The sequence below is a fragment of the Nocardia sp. NPDC102475 genome (assembly GCF_055584605.1).
Map to the genome: position 1 here is coordinate 96189 of NZ_JBVJLS010000010.1, position 19722 is coordinate 115910.

General features: G+C 66.0%; 17 protein-coding genes and 1 riboswitch. Of the genes, 9 read left to right on the plus strand and 8 right to left on the minus strand.

Features of this window, described 5'->3' with window-relative positions; genetic code table 11:
* The 3 genes from ACZ60G_RS19595 to ACZ60G_RS19605 all read right to left on the minus strand — a co-directional run bounded on the left by ACZ60G_RS19595 (nt 1) and on the right by ACZ60G_RS19605 (nt 2450).
* A complete protein-coding gene (locus ACZ60G_RS19595) occupies nt 1-345 on the minus strand; it encodes a magnesium and cobalt transport protein CorA (protein WP_465811461.1) in 345 nt (114 codons plus the stop codon).
* Nucleotides 346-348: 3 nt separating this feature from the next.
* Nucleotides 349-861, minus strand: a complete 513-nt coding sequence (locus ACZ60G_RS19600) for a YbaB/EbfC family nucleoid-associated protein (RefSeq protein WP_465811462.1) — start codon at nt 859-861, stop codon at nt 349-351.
* Between the two features lie 266 nt (nt 862-1127).
* Nucleotides 1128-2450: an aminotransferase class V-fold PLP-dependent enzyme gene (locus tag ACZ60G_RS19605; RefSeq protein WP_465811463.1), complete on the minus strand. Its 1323-nt coding sequence runs from the start codon at nt 2448-2450 to the stop codon at nt 1128-1130.
* 46 nt (nt 2451-2496) lie between these two features.
* Nucleotides 2497-2610, minus strand: a riboswitch (SAM riboswitch).
* A 113-nt stretch (nt 2611-2723) separates the two neighbouring features.
* On the opposite strand from ACZ60G_RS19605, the gene ACZ60G_RS19610 reads away from it, so the two are divergent.
* Nucleotides 2724-3359, plus strand: coding sequence for a LysE family translocator (locus ACZ60G_RS19610; protein WP_465811464.1), 636 nt, complete (start codon nt 2724-2726; stop codon nt 3357-3359).
* Nucleotides 3360-3403: 44 nt separating this feature from the next.
* On the opposite strand, the gene ACZ60G_RS19615 is transcribed toward ACZ60G_RS19610, so the two are convergent.
* On the minus strand, nt 3404-4831 hold the full coding sequence (locus ACZ60G_RS19615) for a DHA2 family efflux MFS transporter permease subunit (protein WP_465811465.1): 1428 nt from the start codon (nt 4829-4831) through the stop codon (nt 3404-3406).
* An 81-nt stretch (nt 4832-4912) separates the two neighbouring features.
* On the opposite strand from ACZ60G_RS19615, the gene ACZ60G_RS19620 reads away from it, so the two are divergent.
* From ACZ60G_RS19620 to ACZ60G_RS19630, 3 genes are all read left to right on the plus strand, one after another.
* The gene (locus ACZ60G_RS19620) at nt 4913-5335 is read left to right on the plus strand and encodes a MarR family winged helix-turn-helix transcriptional regulator (RefSeq protein ID WP_465811466.1); all 423 of its coding nucleotides are present in this window, start codon (nt 4913-4915) and stop codon (nt 5333-5335) included.
* Between the two features lie 117 nt (nt 5336-5452).
* Nucleotides 5453-9514: a Pls/PosA family non-ribosomal peptide synthetase gene (locus ACZ60G_RS19625; RefSeq protein WP_465811611.1), complete on the plus strand. Its 4062-nt coding sequence runs from the start codon at nt 5453-5455 to the stop codon at nt 9512-9514.
* A complete protein-coding gene (locus ACZ60G_RS19630) occupies nt 9514-10869 on the plus strand; it encodes a M1 family metallopeptidase (protein ID WP_465811467.1) in 1356 nt (451 codons plus the stop codon). Before ACZ60G_RS19625 ends, ACZ60G_RS19630 begins: the two co-directional genes overlap by 1 nt.
* Nucleotides 10870-10876: 7 nt before the next feature.
* Here ACZ60G_RS19630 and ACZ60G_RS19635 read toward each other — a convergent pair whose 3' ends face one another.
* A complete protein-coding gene (locus tag ACZ60G_RS19635; RefSeq protein WP_465811468.1) occupies nt 10877-11065 on the minus strand; it encodes a hypothetical protein in 189 nt (62 codons plus the stop codon).
* A gap of 23 nt (nt 11066-11088) precedes the next feature.
* Nucleotides 11089-11547, minus strand: a complete 459-nt coding sequence (locus ACZ60G_RS19640) for a DUF2752 domain-containing protein (RefSeq protein ID WP_465811469.1) — start codon at nt 11545-11547, stop codon at nt 11089-11091.
* A gap of 166 nt (nt 11548-11713) precedes the next feature.
* Between ACZ60G_RS19640 and ACZ60G_RS19645 the strand changes: the two genes are divergently transcribed.
* Together ACZ60G_RS19645 and ACZ60G_RS19650 are read left to right on the plus strand one after the other, a co-directional pair.
* Nucleotides 11714-12061, plus strand: coding sequence for a hypothetical protein (locus tag ACZ60G_RS19645; protein WP_465811470.1), 348 nt, complete (start codon nt 11714-11716; stop codon nt 12059-12061).
* Between the two features lie 222 nt (nt 12062-12283).
* Entirely contained in the window at nt 12284-13339 is a 1056-nt protein-coding gene (locus ACZ60G_RS19650; RefSeq protein ID WP_465811471.1) for an alpha/beta fold hydrolase, read from the plus strand.
* 155 nt (nt 13340-13494) lie between these two features.
* Here ACZ60G_RS19650 and ACZ60G_RS19655 read toward each other — a convergent pair whose 3' ends face one another.
* Entirely contained in the window at nt 13495-14313 is an 819-nt protein-coding gene (locus tag ACZ60G_RS19655) for an alpha/beta fold hydrolase (RefSeq protein ID WP_465811472.1), read from the minus strand.
* A gap of 5 nt (nt 14314-14318) precedes the next feature.
* Nucleotides 14319-15716, minus strand: a complete 1398-nt coding sequence (locus ACZ60G_RS19660) for an FAD-binding oxidoreductase (protein ID WP_465811473.1) — start codon at nt 15714-15716, stop codon at nt 14319-14321.
* 261 nt (nt 15717-15977) lie between these two features.
* Here ACZ60G_RS19660 and ACZ60G_RS19665 point away from each other — a divergent pair, with 261 nt between their 5' ends.
* The 3 genes from ACZ60G_RS19665 to ACZ60G_RS19675 all read left to right on the plus strand — a co-directional run bounded on the left by ACZ60G_RS19665 (nt 15978) and on the right by ACZ60G_RS19675 (nt 19722).
* A complete protein-coding gene (locus ACZ60G_RS19665; RefSeq protein WP_465811474.1) occupies nt 15978-17027 on the plus strand; it encodes an alpha/beta hydrolase in 1050 nt (349 codons plus the stop codon).
* Nucleotides 17028-17394: 367 nt separating this feature from the next.
* Complete coding sequence (locus ACZ60G_RS19670; protein ID WP_465811475.1) at nt 17395-18765, plus strand: S1 family peptidase; 1371 nt, start codon at nt 17395-17397, stop codon at nt 18763-18765.
* Nucleotides 18766-18825: 60 nt separating this feature from the next.
* Nucleotides 18826-19722, plus strand: a complete 897-nt coding sequence (locus tag ACZ60G_RS19675) for an aggregation-promoting factor C-terminal-like domain-containing protein (RefSeq protein WP_465811476.1) — start codon at nt 18826-18828, stop codon at nt 19720-19722.

Below are 19722 nucleotides of genomic sequence, written 5' to 3' on the forward strand. Positions count from 1 at the left end.
CTACCCCTTGCCGTTCTCGTCGAGCAGACCGGTGATCTTCTCGACGGCCGACTCGAAATCCCCATCGGTCGTCGACACGGCGTCCGCGACGGCGGTGAAACGCTTTTGGACCGATCCGAGCAGGCTGATCACGCGGTCGAGCATCTCGGTCGCGTCCTCGACAGGGCCGAGGAAGTTCTGCAGGAAGGCCTGTCCGAATTCGTCATCGCCGATGCCGTCGCCGTCCTCGCTCAGCGCGCTGGTGAATTCCGCCACTTCGGCGGCGAATTCGGTGCCCAGCGCACCGATTTCGGTCGCGATCGAACGGAACTGCTCCGGATCGAGCCGGAAGTTGCTGTTGCCCATGACCTACCAGCCCTTCCAGTGCGGGCCCTCATCGTCCGGATCCTCGTCCAGCCGCCGGGGGAACTCGATCTGTGGTTCCGTTTCGGGCTCCGGCGGAGGCGGCGGCAGGATATTCCCGTCGGGCCGGGCGATCGTGGGCAGTTCGCCGAACGGATCCTCGGGCAGCCCGACCTCCGATACCGCCGCCAGCACCGGCGCCAGGCGCGCGTCGAGCTGCTCCTTGGCGGCCCGGGCCGCGGCCTGCGCCGCCTCGGTCACCGCCGCACCGAGCCGCTCCGGATTCGAGCGCTTGAACGCCTCCGGCGCCACCCACACATCCAGCGGAATACCCGCCGAATTAGCCGTCACCCGAACCAGCTGATCCTGTGACCAGCCCTGCACGGTCAGGTTCGCGAGCTCGGATTTGGCCGCGCCGAACTGCTCTAGCTGCCGCTCGTAGACATCGGTCATCTGGTCGACTCGTCCGAGCATCCCGTCCGTCCAGGACTGGAGCGCGTCCCGCTCTGCCGAATTCATTCAGCCGCCTTCCATTCCCCCGCCCCGGCCGGACGAGTGCCATCACACTTCTAGACGCAAGGGCTGGAGCGGCGGTTCCGTGGTACCGCAAATTGTTTGGTGAATTCTTCAGAGCGAAGCCTGCGCGCCCGAGGGATCACGCCAGCCTGGCCGAATCCGCTTGCGAGGTCCCGCGCATGTTCCTCCGCTGCTTGTGGATTCACCCGGCCCTCGGACCGCGTCGGCCCAATGCCGCGGGGGAGCTACGACTGCGCGGGCGGCTCCGATCAGCCGATCGAGCAGGGCGCGGCGCCGTCGTTGGTGTCGGGGCTGGCGAAGGGACGGGTCTCCGGTGTCGGATTCCAAAGTCCGTCAGTACTGGCGTAATTCCACGACGCCCCCTTGTCGACCAGGGTAGCGATGGCCTCGACCAGCCGATCCACATCGTCGGAGCTGGTGCCGAGGCCGATGCTGGCACGCAGCGCACCGTCCAGGCCGAGCCGCTCGAGCAGCGGGTGGGCGCAGAAGCGGCCGTCGCGAATGCCGATGCCGTGCTCCGCGGAGAGATAGGCCGCGACGTGTCCGGGGACGAATCCGTCCAGCGTGAAGGCGACGATGCCGACGGTGTCGGGGCTGTCGTCCCAGATGCGCAGCAGGTTGACGCCCGGAATCGTGGACAGCCCGGCGCGCAGGCGATCGGCGAGCCGTCGCTCATGCGCGGCAAGGGTTTTCGGATCGATCGCGCACAGCGCGTCGCATGCGGCGGCGAGCGCGGCCGCACCCAGGACATTCGGCGAACCGGCCTCGTGACGCTGCGGCGCCGATGCCCATTCCGCGCCGGTAGTGGTGACCTCGCGGACCGCCCCGCCGCCCGCCAGATACGGTTCGGCGGCATCGAGCCAATCCCGGCGTCCGACAAGCACTCCCGCGCCGAACGGTGCGTAGAGCTTGTGCCCGGAAAAGGCGAGGTAGTCGACTCCGGTGGCGCGCAGGCTGATTCGACGATGCGGTGCCAGTTGCGCGGCATCGACGAGAATGCGTGCACCGCACTGGTGCGCGATGGTGGCCAGGCGCTCGAGCGGCAGCACCTCACCGGTCACATTCGATGCTCCGGTGACCGCGAGCAATGCCGCCGGCCTACTGCACAATTCGGCGATCAGCTGACGGATCGTCTCATCGACGGTCGCCGCGGCTTTGACGACGCGACGACCGTGCCGGGTCCAGGGCAGGAAGTTCGCATGATGTTCGATATCCAGCACCACGGTGTCGCCGGGCACGCAGGCGGCGAGCAGATTCAGCGAATCGGTGGTGTTGCGGGTGAACACCACGACTTGGTCGTCGGCGGCGTCGAGGAAGCGGGTGACCGAACCACGCGCGGCCTCGTAGCACTCGGTGGAGATTCGCGAGGCGTAACCGGCGCCGCGGTGCACGCTCGCGTAGAACGGCAGCAGCTGCTGCACGCGGTCGGTGACCTGCGCCAATGCCGGTGCGCTAGCGGCGTAGTCGAAGTTCGCGTAGGTGGTCGTTCCGCCCTGCACGAGCGGCACCCGGAGGTCGTCGCCGGAAACACGGGCGAGGGCAGCACACCTCTGTTCAACTACAGCGGTCATCACAAAATCCCATCGGCTGTGGGACCCGAAATCAGGTGATCATCCGAGTCCGCGCTTGCCGCACCCGGTCGGGCTGCGGCCCGGTCGTCACCCGGAGCACCCCACCGCGGAGGAGGGTTGCCGACCAGCTAGCCGGGGCTTGACGCTGGTACTCATGACCTGAACCGAGATTGGCAGATGCCGCACCGCCCTGTCAACCGGCCACTTGCTGCATACACATGCAGTCGAATAAATAAACTTGCAATGCCGAGTGATATGCGATCTGATCGAGAGGTGACACTTTCCCTGCTGCTCAGCTTTATCGGCCTGTGCATTCTGCTGTCGATCACGCCCGGCCCGGATTCGTTCCTGGTGCTGCGATTCTCGATCGTGGACGCGCGACCCGGTATTGCCGCGGCGATCGGCTCGGCATTGGGCGGGATCGTGTGGGCGGTGGTGGTCGCGGCGGGCGTCGCCGCCCTGCTGGAACAGTCCGCGACGGCCTACCGGACGCTCAAGGTCATCGGCGGAATCTACCTGGTGTACTTGGGAATTCGCGCGCTGATCGATCACCGCAAGCAGCGCGGGGCGGGCACCGCCGCGGCGGCCGGACAGTCGGCCGCGCAGGCTCCCGTCTCGATCCGCTCGGCATTCGCCGCAGGCCTGGTGTCGTGCATGTTCAACCCGAAGGTCGGGCTGTTCTACCTCGCGGTACTGCCGCAATTCCTCACCGATGTCACGTTTTTGAACACTCTCGCGCTCGGGGCCATCGAATGCTCCATAGCCGCCGTCGAGATGATCCTGCTCGCCGTGCTGGCGTCACGAGCGGTTGCGATGTTGCGCCGCCCACAGGTTCGCGATCGGCTCGAACAGATCAGCGCGGCCATTCTCGCCGCGCTCGGCATCGGCACGGCCGCTTCCGCCGCGTAATCCGTCGTGCGCCTGGCCGGTCGCCACCGACCAGGCGCACAGCGTCACCGGTTTGGCTGAATCTCCTTGCGCCACAGCAATAGTGACGCGAACAACGAGATGACCGAGGCAGCCGTGAGCCACCAGAACGCTTGCCGGAATCCGGCATCCACCGGCAATCCCGCAGCGGCCGCGCGATACAGCACCACCGCGAGCAGTGCCGCTCCGATCGACCCGCCGACCCGCTGCAGAATATTCACGAACGATGCCGCATCCGGCAGCTGCTCGGGCCGTGCCGCGGCGTAGGCCGCAGCGATGATCGGCACCCCGGTCAATCCGGTCGCCACGCCGCGGATCAACAGAAGTGCCTGCACGACAACGGGATTCATCGAAGCATCGCCGAGCGCGAACGGCACGGTGACCGCGGCCGTCACCGCACTGCCGACCACCGCGACCACTCCCCCGCCGTACCGATCGGTCAACCGGCCGCCGATGGGCAGCGCGATGATGCCACCGATCCCGAAGGACATGAGCAGCAAACCCGTCGCGATGAGACCGTCGCGGTGCAGCACTTGAAAGTACAACGGCAGCAACAGCATTGCCCCGAACAGCGACGCACCGGCGAAGTAGTTCGCCACATTCGCCGTCGCGAATATCGGATGCCGGAACAGTCCGACATCGAGCAGACTTCCGCCACCACCGCGCACCGACCGCACCACGAACAGGCCGAGCGCCAGCACCCCGACCACCACCGACACCCACACCGTCGGCGCGGAAACGCTACCGCGACTGCCGAATTCACCAAGTCCATAGACCAGCGCCGACAGCCCGACCGCGATCAATGCGAATCCGGTGGCATCGAATCGACCGCCGTTGCCCGACGCCTGCGCCCGCGGCAACAACCGACGCCCCAGGACGAATGCCACCAGCCCGAACGGGATATTGATCAGGAACAACCACTCCCAGTCCAGATTCGCCAGCATGACGCCGCCGATGGTCGGTCCGATCGCGGGCGCGGCGACCACCGCGATGCCGACGACACTCATCACCCTGCCCAACCGATGCGGACCCGCGACCTGCCCGAGCAGCGTCTGCCCGGCGGGCACCAATAGCCCCGCGGCCAGCCCCTGCGCGATCCGAAAACCGATGAGCCAGCCGATATTCGGAGCCAGCGCACACAGTCCTGAGGTCACCGTGAATCCGGCGAGCGCGGTCAACCAGACCCGGTCCATTCCGAATTGCCGCCCGAGCCAACCGCACAGCGGCAGCGTGACGGCGAGTGCGAGCAGATACCCGCTCGCGATCCACTGGGCACTGTCCAGTGCCGCACCGAGATCCGTCGCGATGGAGTTCAGCCCGATATTCACCAGCGACGTGTCCAACATGCTCATGACGGCGCCGAAGACCACCACACCGGCCACCCGCCAGACCCGTGCGGGAATGGGTTCGAGTGCGGGCGCGGTGGCGGCGACGGCCGTTCGAGTATCCGACATGGATCCTCCGCTATTTGTAGACAACCTAGATTGCGGAGATTATCAACAATCTGGCTACTCAACAATAGATATGATTACCGAATGCCCGCTGACCACATTTACCCCCGCGGCCTGCTCCGCTTCCCGACGTACGCGCTCGGCAAGCTGCACAAGGCCGTACACGCCGAGATGGGCACGTCATTGCGTGAACACTGGGTGCTGGTCTGCCTGGAGGAATTCGACGACCTGTCCCAGCAGCAGGTCTCCACCGCGCTCGGCATCGACCGCAGCGAGGTGGTCCGGCTGATCGACGGCCTGGAGGAGTCCGGTTTCGTCATCCGCACCCGCGATTCGACGGACCGGCGCAAATATCGGCTGTCCATCACCCAGGCCGGACGCGCCGAGCGCCGCAAGACCGATGAACTCATCGAAGAGGCCGCCGAGCGGGTGCTGTACCGACTCGACGAAGACGAGCGGCAGACCCTGCACCGCCTTGCGCTGAAAGCACTGGGCGAAGAACTCTGACCGATACCGCAGGTACCGTAGACAGTTGGTCACCGTGGCGTTTGCCCACTGGTAACCCTGCTGTGAAACAACAACGAGGAAGCGCAAGGCAGGTCTATGAGAGGTGGGCAGGACGTGATGCTGCGGCCGCAGGTCGAGACCGCGGCGGGCACAGGCCCGACCGACGGGCTCCGCACGCCCGAACCCTTGCTACGCGCCGCACTCGCGCCGCAGGCCAGGACCCTTGTCGACATCCTGAACAGCACCGCGCAAGCCCATCCGGAGGCGCCCGCGATCGATGACGGTCGCGTGGTGCTCAGCTACACCGAATTGCTGACCGAAATCGACGCCGGAGTCATGCGTTTGACCGCGGCGGGTGTGCGCCCCGGCGACCGCGTCGGCGTGCGCATGCCGTCGGGCACGCATGAGCTTTACGTCACTATTCTGGCGATTCTTTATGCCGGTGCGGCTTACGTCCCGGTGGACGCCGACGATCCGGACGAGCGCGCCCGGCTCGTCTTCGGTGAGGCCCGCGTCACCGCGATCGTGACCGCGGCAGGTGTCGAGCCGACGGCCGTCGAACGGCCCGAGTCCGCTGACGCATCGACCGTTCGCCCCACCCCCGGCGACGACGCGTGGATCATCTTCACCTCCGGATCCACCGGAACCCCAAAGGGCGTCGCGGTCACCCACCGCAATGCCGCCGCCTTCGTCGACGCGGAGGCGCGCCTGTTCCTGCCGGATTCCCCGATCGGTCCGGACGACCGGGTTCTCGCCGGACTCTCGGTCGCCTTCGACGCCTCCTGCGAGGAAATGTGGCTGGCCTGGCGCAACGGCGCCTGCCTGGTACCCGCGCCGCGCGCCCTGGTCCGCACCGGCGCGGATCTCGGCCCCTGGCTGGTCCGCCGCGAAATCAGCATCGTCTCGACGGTTCCCACCCTCGCCGCGACCTGGCCCGCGGAGGCGCTCGACTCGGTCCGGCTACTGATCTTCGGCGGTGAGGCGGTGCCGCCCGAACTTGCCGAACGCCTTGCCGGAAAACCCGCGGCGCGAGCGACGGGCCCGGAGGAACATAGAGGGGGCCGTCAGAGCGGTACCCCGCAAGGAGTGCGCGCGCACGCAGGGCCCCGCGAACGCCGCAAATCGGATACAGATTCGGAACGCGAGGTCTGGAATACCTACGGCCCCACCGAAGCAACGGTGGTCGCCTGTGCGGCGCTGCTCGACGGCAGCTTCCCGGTCCGGATCGGACTACCGCTGGACGGCTGGGATCTTGCCGTCGTCGATGCCGCCGGAGATCCGGTGGACGAGGGCGAATCCGGTGAGCTCGTGATCGGCGGCGTCGGCCTGGCCCGCTACCTCGATCCGGCCAAGGACGCCGAAAAGTACGCTCCGCTACCGTCACTCGGCTGGGAGCGCGCCTACCGCAGCGGCGATCTGGTTCGCAAGGACAGCGCGGGTCTGGTGTTTCTCGGCCGCGCCGACGATCAGATCAAACTCGGCGGCCGCCGCATCGAACTCGGCGAACTCGACAACGCCCTGCGGCATCTACCCGGCGTCACCGGTGCCGCGGCCGCGATCCGAACCACCAAGGCGGGCAATAAGATCCTGGTCGGCTACCTGACCGGCACCGCACCCGATTTCGACCTCAAGGCCGCCAGAGCGCAACTCGCCGAACAACTTCCGGCCCCGCTGGTCCCCCGGCTCGCCATCGTCACCGACCTGCCCACCCGCACCTCGGGCAAGGTCGATCGCGACGCTCTGCCGTGGCCGCTGCCGAACACCGCCGAACCCGACACCGCGACCGGCGATCTCACCGAAACCGAGCAATGGATTGCCGGACTGTGGGATTCGATTCTCGGCGCCGAGGTCACCGGTCCGGATAACGACTTCTTCGATCTCGGCGGTGGCTCGCTATCGGCGGCGCAACTGGTCACCGCACTGCGCGAACGTTATCCGCGCAGCACCGTCGCCGATCTCTACGACCATCCACGCCTCGGCGCACTGGCCGAACTGCTCGACGAGACCGCACCGAGTGCCGCCGTCGAGGAACGCATCGTGCGCCCGACGCCGCTGCGCGCCCAGTGGACCCAGGTGCTGGCCACCATCCCGCTGACGACCCTCACCGGACTGCAGTGGCTCACCTGGTTGGCCATTGTCGGCAATATCGCGGGCTGGTCCGGCTCGCTGCCGTGGTTGCCGCATCTGTCCTGGTGGTGGACGCTGGCCGCGTTCCTGCTGTTCATCTCACCGCCCGGTCGCATGGTGATCTGCGCGACCGGCGCTCGGATTCTGCTGCGCGACCTGCGGCCCGGCAGTTATGCGCGCGGCGGATCGGAGCACCTGCGACTGTGGGCGGCGGTGCGGCTCTCGGAGGCCAGCGGCGCCGAGAGTCTCTCCGGCGCACCGTGGATGGTGCCGTTCGCACGGTCGCTCGGCGCGAAGATCGGCACGGGCGTCGATCTGCACACCCTGCCGCCGGTCACCGGCATGCTCGAACTCGGCGACGGGTGCAGTGTGGAACCCGAGGTCGACCTGTCCGGCTATTGGATCGACGGCGATGTGGTGCACATCGGACCGATCACCATCGGTGCGGGCGCGGTGATCGGCGCGCGCTCGATCCTGTTGCCCGGCAGCAAAATCGGTAAGAACGCGGAGATCGCGGCCGGATCTTCGGTATCGGGCAAGGTGAAGGCCGAACAGGAGTGGGCCGGCTCGCCCGCCGCGAAAGTCGGTAAGGCCCAGCATCGTTGGCCGGCGCACACTCCGGCGCGGGCCGCGCACTGGGTCGCGATTTTCGGCGTGACCTCGATGGTATTGGCGGCCATGCCCATTTTCGGTCTGGCCACGGGCGGCGCATTCATCGCCTGGTTCATCCGCGACGCCCGCACACTCGCGGGTGCGCTCGGCAAGGGTTTCGCCATCCTGCCCGTGGCAACACTGCTGAGCCTGGCCGTATACACGGTGGCCACGGTCATCGCGGTCCGGCTGCTCAGCATCGGACTCACCGAGGGCCATCATCCCGTGCGCAGCCGGGCCGGCTGGCAGGCCTGGGCCACCGAGCGGCTGCTGGATTCGGCGCGCACCTTCCTGTTCCCGCTCTACGCAAGCTTGCTGACGCCGCTGTGGCTGCGCCTGCTCGGCGCGAAGGTCGGTAAGAGCGTCGAGGCGTCCACGGTGCTGCTGCTGCCGAAATTCACCACCGTCGCCGACGGCGCGTTCCTCGCCGACGACACCATGATCGCCAGCTACGAACTCGGCGGCGGCTGGCTGCACATCGGCGACGCGAAGGTCGGCAAGCGCGCCTTCCTCGGCAATTCCGGTATGACCGCACCCGGTCGACGGGTGCCGAAAAACGGGCTGGTCGCCGTGCTTTCGGCCGCACCGTCCAAGGCCAAGGCGGGTTCGTCCTGGCTCGGCAGCCCACCGGTGCGTCTGCGGCGCGCCTCCGAAAGCGGCGATACCGAGCGCACCTTCGATCCGCCGCTGCGGCTGAAGGTGTTCCGCGGCATAGTCGAGACCTGCCGGCTCGTCCCGGTGCTCGTGAGCTTCGCCATCGGCCTCGGTGTGCTGTTCACGCTGGCCTGGATCGCGGAATCGGCCGGCTACCTGATCACCGGACTGCTCTGCGGTTTTGTCCTGATGGCCGCCGGCGCGATCGCGGGGGCCAGTGCGGTCACCGCGAAGTGGTTACTGGTCGGGCGAATCCGCGCCGAGGAGCATCCGCTGTGGAGTTCGTTCGTGTGGCGCAACGAGGTTGCCGACACCTTCGTCGAAACCGTCGCCGCGCCGTGGTTCGCGCGCGCCGCGACCGGTACACCCGTACTGAATCTGTGGCTTCGTGGACTCGGCGCGAAGATCGGACGCGGGGTATGGTGCGAGTCCTATTGGCTACCGGAGGCAGACCTGGTGACACTCGGTGACGGCGCGACCGTGGAACGCGGCTGTGTGGTGCAGACCCATCTCTTCCACGATCGAATCATGGCCATGGACACCGTGACCCTCGACGCGGGCGCCACCCTCGGGCCGCACTGCGTCGCCCTGCCCGCCGCCGGCATCGGCGCGGGCGCGACCGTCGGCCCCGCCTCGCTGGTCATGCGCGGTGACACCGTGCCCCCGTCCACCCGCTGGTGGGGCAATCCGATCGCGCCCTGGTCGAGTGCGGCGCCGAGCCTCAGCGAGGCGGGAGCAACCTCCTGATGGCGGGTAAGTACTACGAAGAGCCCGTCGACGAATACCTACCGCAGAACGGAAATTGGGGCTACCGGGTATCGCGGTACGAACTCGAGATCACTTATAAGGTCGCCAGTAATCGCATGGCAGGCCGAGCTCGGATCATCGCGGTGACCGACGCCGTCCGTGACCGTTTCGCGCTCGACCTGTCCCAGTCGCTCACCGTGTCCAAGGTGCTCGTCAACGGCACCAAGGCCGCGAAATACTCCCACCAGCACGGCAAGCTCGTCATCACGCCGCAGCACCACATCCCGGCGGGTGGGGTGCTCGAGCTGGTCATCCAATACGCCGGGCTGCCGAAGCCGGTGCGCGGGCCGTGGGGCGAGGTGGGCTGGGAGGAACTGACCGAGGGCGCGCTGGTGGCCAGCCAGCCCAACGGCGCCGCGTCCTGGTTCCCCTGCGACGACCACCCGAGTTCCAAAGCCAGCTACCGGATTTCGATCACCACCGACACTCCGTACTACGCGCTCGCCAACGGCACCTTGATGCGCAAGCAGACCAAGGCCAGCCAGACCACCTGGGTTTACGAACAATCCGAGCCGATGTCGAGCTACTTGGCGACCATCCAGATCGGCCAGTACCGCAAGCACCGCATCGACACCCCGCGCGGCTCGGTGCCGATACAGGCCATCATCCCGGCCCGGCTGCGTGCCAACTTCGACCACGACTTCGAGCGCCAACAGCAGATGATGGAACTCTTTTCCGAGAAGTTCGGCCCGTACCCATTCGAGGCGTACACGGTCGTGGTCACCGACGACGAACTGGAAATCCCCATCGAGGCCCAGGGCATCTCCGTCTTCGGCGCCAACCACTGCGACGGCCGCCGCGGCGCGGAACGCCTTGTCGCACACGAACTCGCGCATCAGTGGTTCGGCAACAGCCTCACCATCTGGCAGTGGCGTGACATCTGGCTACACGAAGGCTTCGCCTGTTACGCCGAATGGATCTGGTCCGAAGCCGCGGGCGGGCCCACCGCGGACCAATTGGCCCGCGCCGCCCGGCACAACCTGTCCCGTGAACCGCAGGACATCATCATCGGTGACCCCGGCCCACGACGTATGTTCGACGATCGCGTGTACAAACGCGGCGCGCTCACCCTGCATACGCTGCGCCTGGAACTCGGCGAACTCGCCTTCTGGGATCTGCTGCGCGAGTGGACGATCCGGTACCGGCACGGCTCGGTCACCACGGAGGAATTCACCGATCTGGCGAGCCACTACAGTCTGGTGCCGCTGCGACCGCTCTGGGATGCGTGGCTGCTCGGTGAGCCGCTGCCGCAACTGCCGCCCTCCGGCGGGCAGGTCGATACGACATCGCGCTGAGGCGCCGTCAGAAGACCAGGTAGCGCACGGCCAGTTCTTCGATCAACGGATGGTCGTCGGCGACGCTGTTCAGCGCATCGAGATCGGACTCGACCGAGATCAGGCGCGGATCATCCTGTTCCGAGTCGGGCGTGCCGTCCTCGGCGAGCTGGCGCAATAGTTTCGCCCGCACGCGTTCCTTCAGCGAATCACTCATATACGAAGCCTGCCTGAAAATCGCTAGACCGGCGTGAGCCAGGTCCCCCACGGCGTATTTCGCAAGACCGTATAGCCGATGAGCAGCGCGAAGAACACCCACATCGTGGTGCGGCCGAGTTGAGGTAGTCGCATCCGCTCACCGCGCCAGGCACGGATCGACCAGTCACCGATCCACAGCACGAAGGCCAGCACCAGCGGCAGCACGAGCAGATTGCTGTGTATCGCATCGAGAATTCGGCCGTCGGTCAGATTGTGCATGCCCCGCATGCCGCCGCAGCCGGGACAATACAACCCCGTCAGCGCGTAGACCGGGCAGATTCCGTAGGAGCCTTCGCCGTGCGGATCCCGGAAATGCAGCAGGACCGCGGCGCCGACTCCGCCGCCCGCCGCCACCAACGGCCACCCCATGGCGCGCAGCCCCGTGCGCCTCGGTTGTTCGGCCACCGCTTCTTCGGGCGCGACCGGTACCGCATGCCTCATCTCCACAAGCATCAACGGTAGCCGCGCCCGCCCCACACCCGCCACAGCTCGTGCCCGCTATTCGGGTTGGGCGAACCGTCGATGTCATCCACCGCGATCCACACCACCGATCAGGGAGTGATCGATTCGGTCCGGCATTTCCGCAGCTAGAGTAGAATTTCGCGACGTGGATGCCGCTGGTGTTACCCGGCTCGACGGATTCGGGGTCAGCGCGGCTCGCAAGCTCGAATTCGGGCATGTCGGCCACTGGTACGCACCCCCGGACAGTGATTTCTCCGGCTCGGTCGCGGTCGAAATAGACCCCGGAGACGGTTCGCCCGTTGTCGTTTTCGTGCGCGCCCCCAACCGGCGCGACATCCCCGGCGATTTCCATCCGGACGACCAGGTCTGCCTGGTGATGCCCGAGGATATCGCCGATTTCCTGCCCCCAGCTGACCGCCGACCGCACCCTTTCTCTGGATCCGCGGCCCAGAACCGGGCCGATCCCGGGAACGGGTGCGCGATTGTGGGGTGAGACAGCGAGATTGGGGGCAAGACAGGGTGGGCGGCGGGGGTAACGGCTGCCTCGGGCACAGGCGATATCAAGGAAGAAGAGCTCGTGCTCGATGTTTCGTCCGGTAGGACTATTGGCCGACCTAATTTCGGGTATCCATCCGATAGAACCAGGATTTCCGCCACCGGAGCGCTAGCAGTAGCAAGCACTGTACTGTGACGGCAGACACAAAGGAGTGCTCGAATGCTGGTCAAGTCGATGAGGACGCTGGCGGAAGTGCGCGGAGACGAACCGTTGACCGCCGCCTACCGTGCCGGCCTACGGTCGCGGACATACCGGACCACCTCGCTCAACAAGCCCGCCGCCACACCCGAGATCATCCCGGTCAGCACCGGGGACGGGGCCAAGCTCAGGGTCCATGCCTACGGTCCCGCCGACGGCGACGTCATCGTCTTGATCCACGGCTGGAGCTGCTGCATCGAGTACTGGAATCCGCAGATCAATGCCTTCGCCGACCGCTACCGCGTGCTCGCCTACGATCAGCGCGGCCACGGCGAGAGCACCCTCGGCAGCACCGGCCCGGGCGCGCAGACACTGGCCGACGACCTCGAAGCAGTGCTCGAGGCCGCTCTCCCGATCGGCAAGCGCGCCGTCCTCGTCGGCCACAGCATGGGTGGAATCACCCTGCAGGCATGGGCATCTCGCTATCCGGAACAGGTCACTCGCCGCGCCGCCGCGGTCGTCATGACCAATACCGCAGCCAGCGATATCCGGTACGAAACCGACCTGCTGCCGCTGTTCAACAAGCCGCTCATGGTGGCCGAGCGCCCGGTGACCGTACTCGGCGCCAGCGTCCGCGTCCCGCTCGTCATCGCGGAAACCGCACTCGCCGCGCCGATTCCGCTGCCGGGCGGGTGGCCGGTCAGCGCGGTGTTCAAGGCTCGCGTCATGTCCAAGCCCGCCACCCGTGACGAGGTGGACTTCGCACTCGGCATCGTCCGCTCGTGCCGCCCGCTCACCCGCGGCCTGCACGCCGCGGCCCTCGCCGGCTTGGATCTGGGCGATGCCGCGAAGCACCTGGCGGTGCCGACCACGGTCATCGCGGGCGCCGAGGACCACCTGCTGCCCGAGCGCATGTCCCGCCCGATCGTCGAGGCCCTGTCCGATGCGGGTCACCTCGCCGACTACCAGGTCTGGCCCACCGGCCACCTCGGCAATATCGAGGCCGCGGACCGCTTCAACACCCTGCTCGCGGACGTGGTCCAGCGCGCCAACCCACGCACGGCCGCCGCGGGCTGACCCCAACCTCTGCTGGGGCTGGTCGACGGCGCCCGGCCCCAGCGGAAAATTCCTGCGCGACCCGGAATTCGTCCGGACCGTCCTGCGCGCCGGAAACGAACGCGCCGACGAAATCGCGAACCGCACCCTCGACGAGGTGCGCGCCGCGATGGGAACTACTTACTGATCGGATGTTGTCGCAGGAAATGGCGGACCACGGCGTCGAACGCCTTCGGCGCCTCGAGGTTGCAGCAGTGGCCGACACCGGGAATCACGACCAACTGCGAGCCGGGGATATTCGCGTGCAATCCCTCGGCGATACGCAGCGGCGCTCGCTCGTCGAGCTCGCCGTTGAGGATCAGTGTGGGGACGGCGATGGTGGGTAGCACGTCACGCAGGTCGGCCTCCGCAAATGCCGAAAGTATCGCGACCATGCCGCTCGCCCGGGAATCGGACATGATCGCCAGCATCTCGTCGATCCACTCCCGCGGGATCGGCGTGGCGAAGAATGTCGGGAGGTAGGACTCGGCCCACTCGGCCGGTGGCCGCTGGGTCTGCTCCCGTATCCGCCGCACCCGCTCGTCCACCACATCCGCGGGCAGCGATCCCGCCCATCCGGCGTACGCGCCGACGAGGATCAACGAGCGCGGCACATCCGGGTGGCGGTGATACAGCTCGATGGCCAGGCCGCCGCCGAACGACAGCCCGAGCACGTGTGGATGTTCGATCCCGAGTTCCCGAATCAATCCCGCGAGTGTGTCGGCGTAGTAACCGAGACGCACACCTTCCGGCGGATCGTCGGACCTGCCGCATCCAGGTGCATCCCAGGCAATGACCGTGTACTCATCGGCAAGCGACTCCAGCTGCAGCCGCCACGATCGGCTGTCCTCCCATCCGCCGTGGAGCAACACCAGCGGTGGGCCGGCACCCACCATCCGGTAGGCGATCGACCACCCATCGACCTCGATCCGAGCTGAATCGGCCGCAACTTTCATCGCGATCAGCCCGGCTTGATATTGGCGTTGCGGTGGAAAACGTTCTCGGGGTCGTACTCGGTCTTGATATCGGCCAGCTTCGCGTATTTGGCGGGTCCATAGGATGCACGGACCCGGTCCTCGCCCGCCTCCGCCATGAAGTTGACGTACCCGCCCTGGTTGGAGGCGAAGGGGCACAGTGCTTCCCAGGTCGAGCGCACCCACGCCCTGTCCGCGGCCAATATCTCGGCGTCGGGGGCGGCGGCTTCGATATTGCATACGTAGTGGGCCGAGCGCGCGCCGCCGAATGCGGTGTCGTCCTCGCCGAGTGCAGTGAAGGCCCCATCGAGTGCGAAGATCGGCATGAACGAGAGCGGCGATGTCTTCTTCCCGGCCTGATCGGTCAGAATCGCGATCACTTCGTCGGAGAAGTCGTCGAGATCGAGCGCCTTCTCATATCCGTGAATGCCCCACGGCGCCGCCACATCGAGCATCGACTGCAATCCGGTAAAGGGAATCGGGGCAATGAATTCGAAGAGCGGGGCGAGCGCACTGCGGATCGGCGCCACCATCTCGGCATGTTCTTCGGCAGTGCCGTAACCGGCGACGATAAGGGCATGGCCCGGCACGAAGTGATACTGCTCCGGCACGAAAGGCTCCGGCGGCGCGGACAAAGCGACGCCGACCAGCACTCCCGACCTGGGCGGCATCGTCGGGATGAACGCACGAATCAGATGTAGCGCGGCATCCCCATCCATCAGCGGCCAGAAGAAGAATCCGACGTGCACTTCGGGCCCGATCCGATGCGTGCGATATTCGAATTCGGTGACGATTCCGAAGTTTCCGCCACCACCGCGCAACGCCCAGAACAGGTCCGGATTCTCACTGTCGGACGCCCGCACGATCCGGCTATCGGCAAGGACGACCTGCGCCGAGACGAGATTGTCGATCGACAGTCCGGCGACGCGAGTCAGCCAACCTATGCCACCCCCCAGGGTGAGGCCGCCCACACCGGTATCGCTGATCACGCCGCCGGGCACGGCCAGGCCGTACGCCTGGGTCGCGGCGTCCATATCCGCCATCGTCGCGCCGCCGCCGACCAAGGCCCTCCCGGCCATCGGATCCACCACGACGCGATTCATCACACCGAGATTGATCATCAGGCCGCCGTCGCAGACCGCCGTGCCGCTGTAGGCGTGGGCACCGCCGCGCACCGCTACTTCGAGGTCGTTTTCCCTGGCGAAAGCCAAGGCCGCGGCCACGTCCCCGACGGAAAGGCACTGGGCGATCACCGCGGGCCGCCGGTCGATGGCCCCGTTCCAGATGGCGCGGGCATGGTCATAACCCGCATCGTCAGGAGCGAATACCGGCCCGCCGATCGCGGATCTCAGTGCTCTGAAGTCGAAACTCATTGTTTGGGTCATGGCATTTCTCCAGCCACCGGTCCCCGACCACTCGTGGAAGAGCGGGTCACGCTGTCCGCGTCGCCGACTCTTGCTGCGGCACCGACACGTAGGTGGTGCTATCCGAATGCCACGCACACAACCAGCCCATCCGGGTGATGTGGCGCGCTTGACATATTAACGCTGGTGCACGGCAACCGTACCTGGTTTCGGTCCGGTGCCGATCTACCGGCGACGTGTCGGTGCGGCACCGGCCGGAATCTTGGTGCTAAAAGCTTGGGTATGAACAGGGGCGTAATCGGAGGAATACATAGATCGGTAGTCGGCATCGCGTTGGTAGGGATGCTCGTCGGTACGACGCTAGGTGCGCCGTCGGCCTTTGCCGAGGTCACCACAGCGCAGATTTCTATGGATACGGCGTCGGACGACGGTTCGCACATAACCGACGTCGAGTACATCGACGATCGAAATATCCGACTTCAAGTCTATTCCGCGGCGATGGGCGCCGAATTTCCGGTAGAGATCCAGCGGGCCGCGGATGACTCGGTTCCCCGGCCGACGCTATACCTGTTGAACGGTGCGGGTGGCGGCGAGGACGACGCATCGTGGCAGGCACAGAGCGATGCGCGGCAGTTCATGTCGGACAAAGATGTCAACCTGGTCCAGCCGATCGGCGGCAGGTTCAGCTACTACACCGACTGGCTCGAGGACGATCCGGTACTGGGCCGCAATAAATGGAAGACCTACCTGACCGATGAATTGCCACCGCTGATCAATGCCGCACTCGGCACCAACGGAGTCAACGCGATCGCGGGAATTTCCGCTTCCACGGCGACGGTATTGGCACTGCCAATTTCCCGACCCGACCTCTACCGAGCGGCCGCCGCATATAGCGGCTGCGCGCAGACAAGCGATCCGATCGGTTCCAGGTTCCTGAAGCTCGTGATCGCCTGGGGTGGCGGGAACGCCGACCACATGTGGGGCCCGGTCGGTTCGCCCGAATGGACGGAAAACGATCCATACCTGCACGCCGATAAATTGCGCGGCATCGATCTCTATCTTTCCTCAGGTAATGGCCTGCCCGGAAAATATGACACGCTGAACGGGGCGCATGCCGAGCCCGGCCTGGACGGACTGACAAATCAGGTTCTGCTCGGCGGCGCGATCGAAGCAGCGGCCAATTACTGCATGAAGAATCTGCAGGCGAAGCTGATATCGCTCGGCATTCCGGCAACTTACAACTTCGACGAGGGCACGCACTCGTGGGGTTATTGGGAAGACGAATTGAAGCGGTCGTGGCCGGTCCTCGAGCACGGACTCGGCTTGACATAGTGCATTGAAACCCAACGCGGGGCGGAGCCCTTTCGGCGTCCGCCCCGCGTTCGGTTGTAATGGCTAAAGGATGGAGAAAATTATACCGAGCAGTGCGCCAATGGCCGGTCCGAGAATGCTTCCAAGACCCAGCAGCAGCACGAGTGTCCTCCTATTTTCGGCGGTGTGGCGATGGACCGGTGCGATCATCCCAAGCGGTGCTCAGCCGACAGTTCAACGGTCTCGGCGTGTCGGCGAGTTGTCCGGCGTAGACATCGGGGCTTGACCGGCGCGGACACCGACACGCTATGGAACCAAATAGTCCGTTTTGTGACGCATGTGACATAGCGTCATCGAATACTTCGGCGTTTGGTCAGGAGGCGGCTCGATGAGGTCGGGCATTCATACGCGGCGGGCAGCGCTCGGCTGCTGTGCCGCGTTGGCAATGGCAGGTTCGATCGCGCATCCGGCAGCGGCCGCACCAAAGCCCGATACCGCCCCGCTGCCGCCCGGACTGATCGCGGCCGTGGCGAGTGACCTCGGAATGGACGCGCACGAATATCTCGTACGCGCCGAAACCGCCCGGCGGCTGGCCGAATTCGCACAGCAGGCCCGCGCCGCATACCCGGCCGTATTCGCCGGGATCCGGATGAGTGACGACCGTCCGATCGTCTCCCTCGCCGAAGGTGAGCGCGCGGCGGACGCCAAATCCATCGCCGAAAAGGCCGGATTCAGCGTGGAAACCGTTGCCGACAGTGAGCACACCCTCGATGCCCGCCGCGTCGCCTTCGAACGTTGGTTATCCGGTCAGCCCAGCAATGTCGTCGACTCGATCGTCGCCTACGGCATCGACGTGGTGACCAACAGTTTCGCCGTTCGCCTGGCCGATGACGTGCGGTTGCCGACCGATATCGGGCCGATCCAGTCGGTGACGGCCGTACTGCCGGAAGCCCGGACCGACGACACCGCCGTCGGCATCCAGGCGATCGCGGGAATCGAAGCCGAAGGCGACATCATCGGTGGCCAGCCGTTCGGCATCAAGGTCGACGAAAAGGCGCACCGGTGCTCGTTCGGCTTCAATGCCACCGACGCAGGCGGCAATGCCGTGAATATCACCGCCGGGCACTGCGACCCGAACAACGTTGTCGAGCCATCCGCGAAAACCACTGAGCCCCAACACGTCTACGAATTCAAAAATGGGCAGCTCGGCAAGGAGATCGGTGACTTCACGGTCTCCCAGTTCGCCCCCAAGGACTACGCGATCGTGCGGATCAACGAGACATTCGCGCCGCGCTTCCGGAACAACCTGGTGTCCACCCAGAAAATGGATTCACCAGCGCAGGCGCCCGACGTGAATGTGAACGGCAGCAATGCGAGACAGTCGCGAGCCGCCGGTTCGGATGTCCTGCGCATCGATGGAACCACCGAGCCGGTTGTCGGAGCGGCTGTCTGCAAAACCGGCTTCACATCCGGATATTCGTGCGGGACGGTGCTGGCGGCCGGGCAAAAGGGCCTGTTACGCGGCCACGGCGACCAACCGGTCAAGATCGAGAATATGTTCTATGCCGCCCTCTGCGGCCAGCGCGGCGATAGCGGCGGACCGATCTTCGCAGGCACCAAGGCACTCGGCCTCAGCAGCGCCATCGTCACAGTGAGCTCCTCCTTCGATCTCGGCTGCGGCCACGTCCCACTGCTACTCGGCCAGCCGATCAGCAGTGTGCTGCAAGACAATCCGGGTTTGACCATTCGGACGAACTGATTCAGGCGAGCTCATGACACCCATCGATATGGAAGGCAAATACATCTAAGGAGCGAATCGATGCTGCGCGTTGTCGCGGCCGCCATCGCGGTCGGAGCACTCATGGTTTGTGCCGGTCCAGCCGTTGCCGAGGGTTTGGGCGACCACGTCGTCACGTTCGCCAATGCCCCGAACGACGACGCCGCAACCTCCGCTGACAGTCTGGCCGAGAGCGGCACGACATCCGCGGGTGGACTGAACAACAGTGCCGCCACGCTCGCCAATGCCCCCGACAGCGGTGCCGCCCCGTCATCCGACGGTCTGGGCGAGGACGTCAGCACTTCCGCCGACAGTCCGAACGACGGCGTCACCCCGTCCGCCAACGGCCAGGATGACAGCCTCGCCACGCCGACAGACGGGCTGGGCGAGAGCGTCAGCACGCCCGCCGACAGGCTGAACGGCAATACCACCACGCCCGTCACCGCCCCCAACAACGGTGCCTCCGCAGACAGTCCGGGCGAGAGCGACAGCACTTCCGCCAACGGCCTGGATGACAGCCTCGCCACCTCCGCCGAGGAGAGCGACAATACTGCGCCCGCCGACGAGACCGACGACAATATCGCCGTCACGCCCGCCGCCAGCCCGCCCGACACGGGAACAACCGCTGCCGGACTCACACTCTCCCTGGTCCGCTTGGGCACCAGAGCCCTCGCCCTGACAGTGGTGCCACTCCACCAGTTCCCAGCCTTCGACGCCGTCATCACCCACGAAAGCGGTTGGGATGTCTTCGCCATCAACCCGAAAAGCGGCGCCTACGGCCTCGGCCAAGCACTGCCCGCCGAAAAGATGCAAACCCACGGCGCCGACTGGCGCTTCAACCCGCTGACCCAAATCCGCTGGACCTACGACTACATGAACGAGCGCTACGGCAGCCCCGACGGCGCATGGGCATTCTGGCAGCAACACCACTGGTACTGA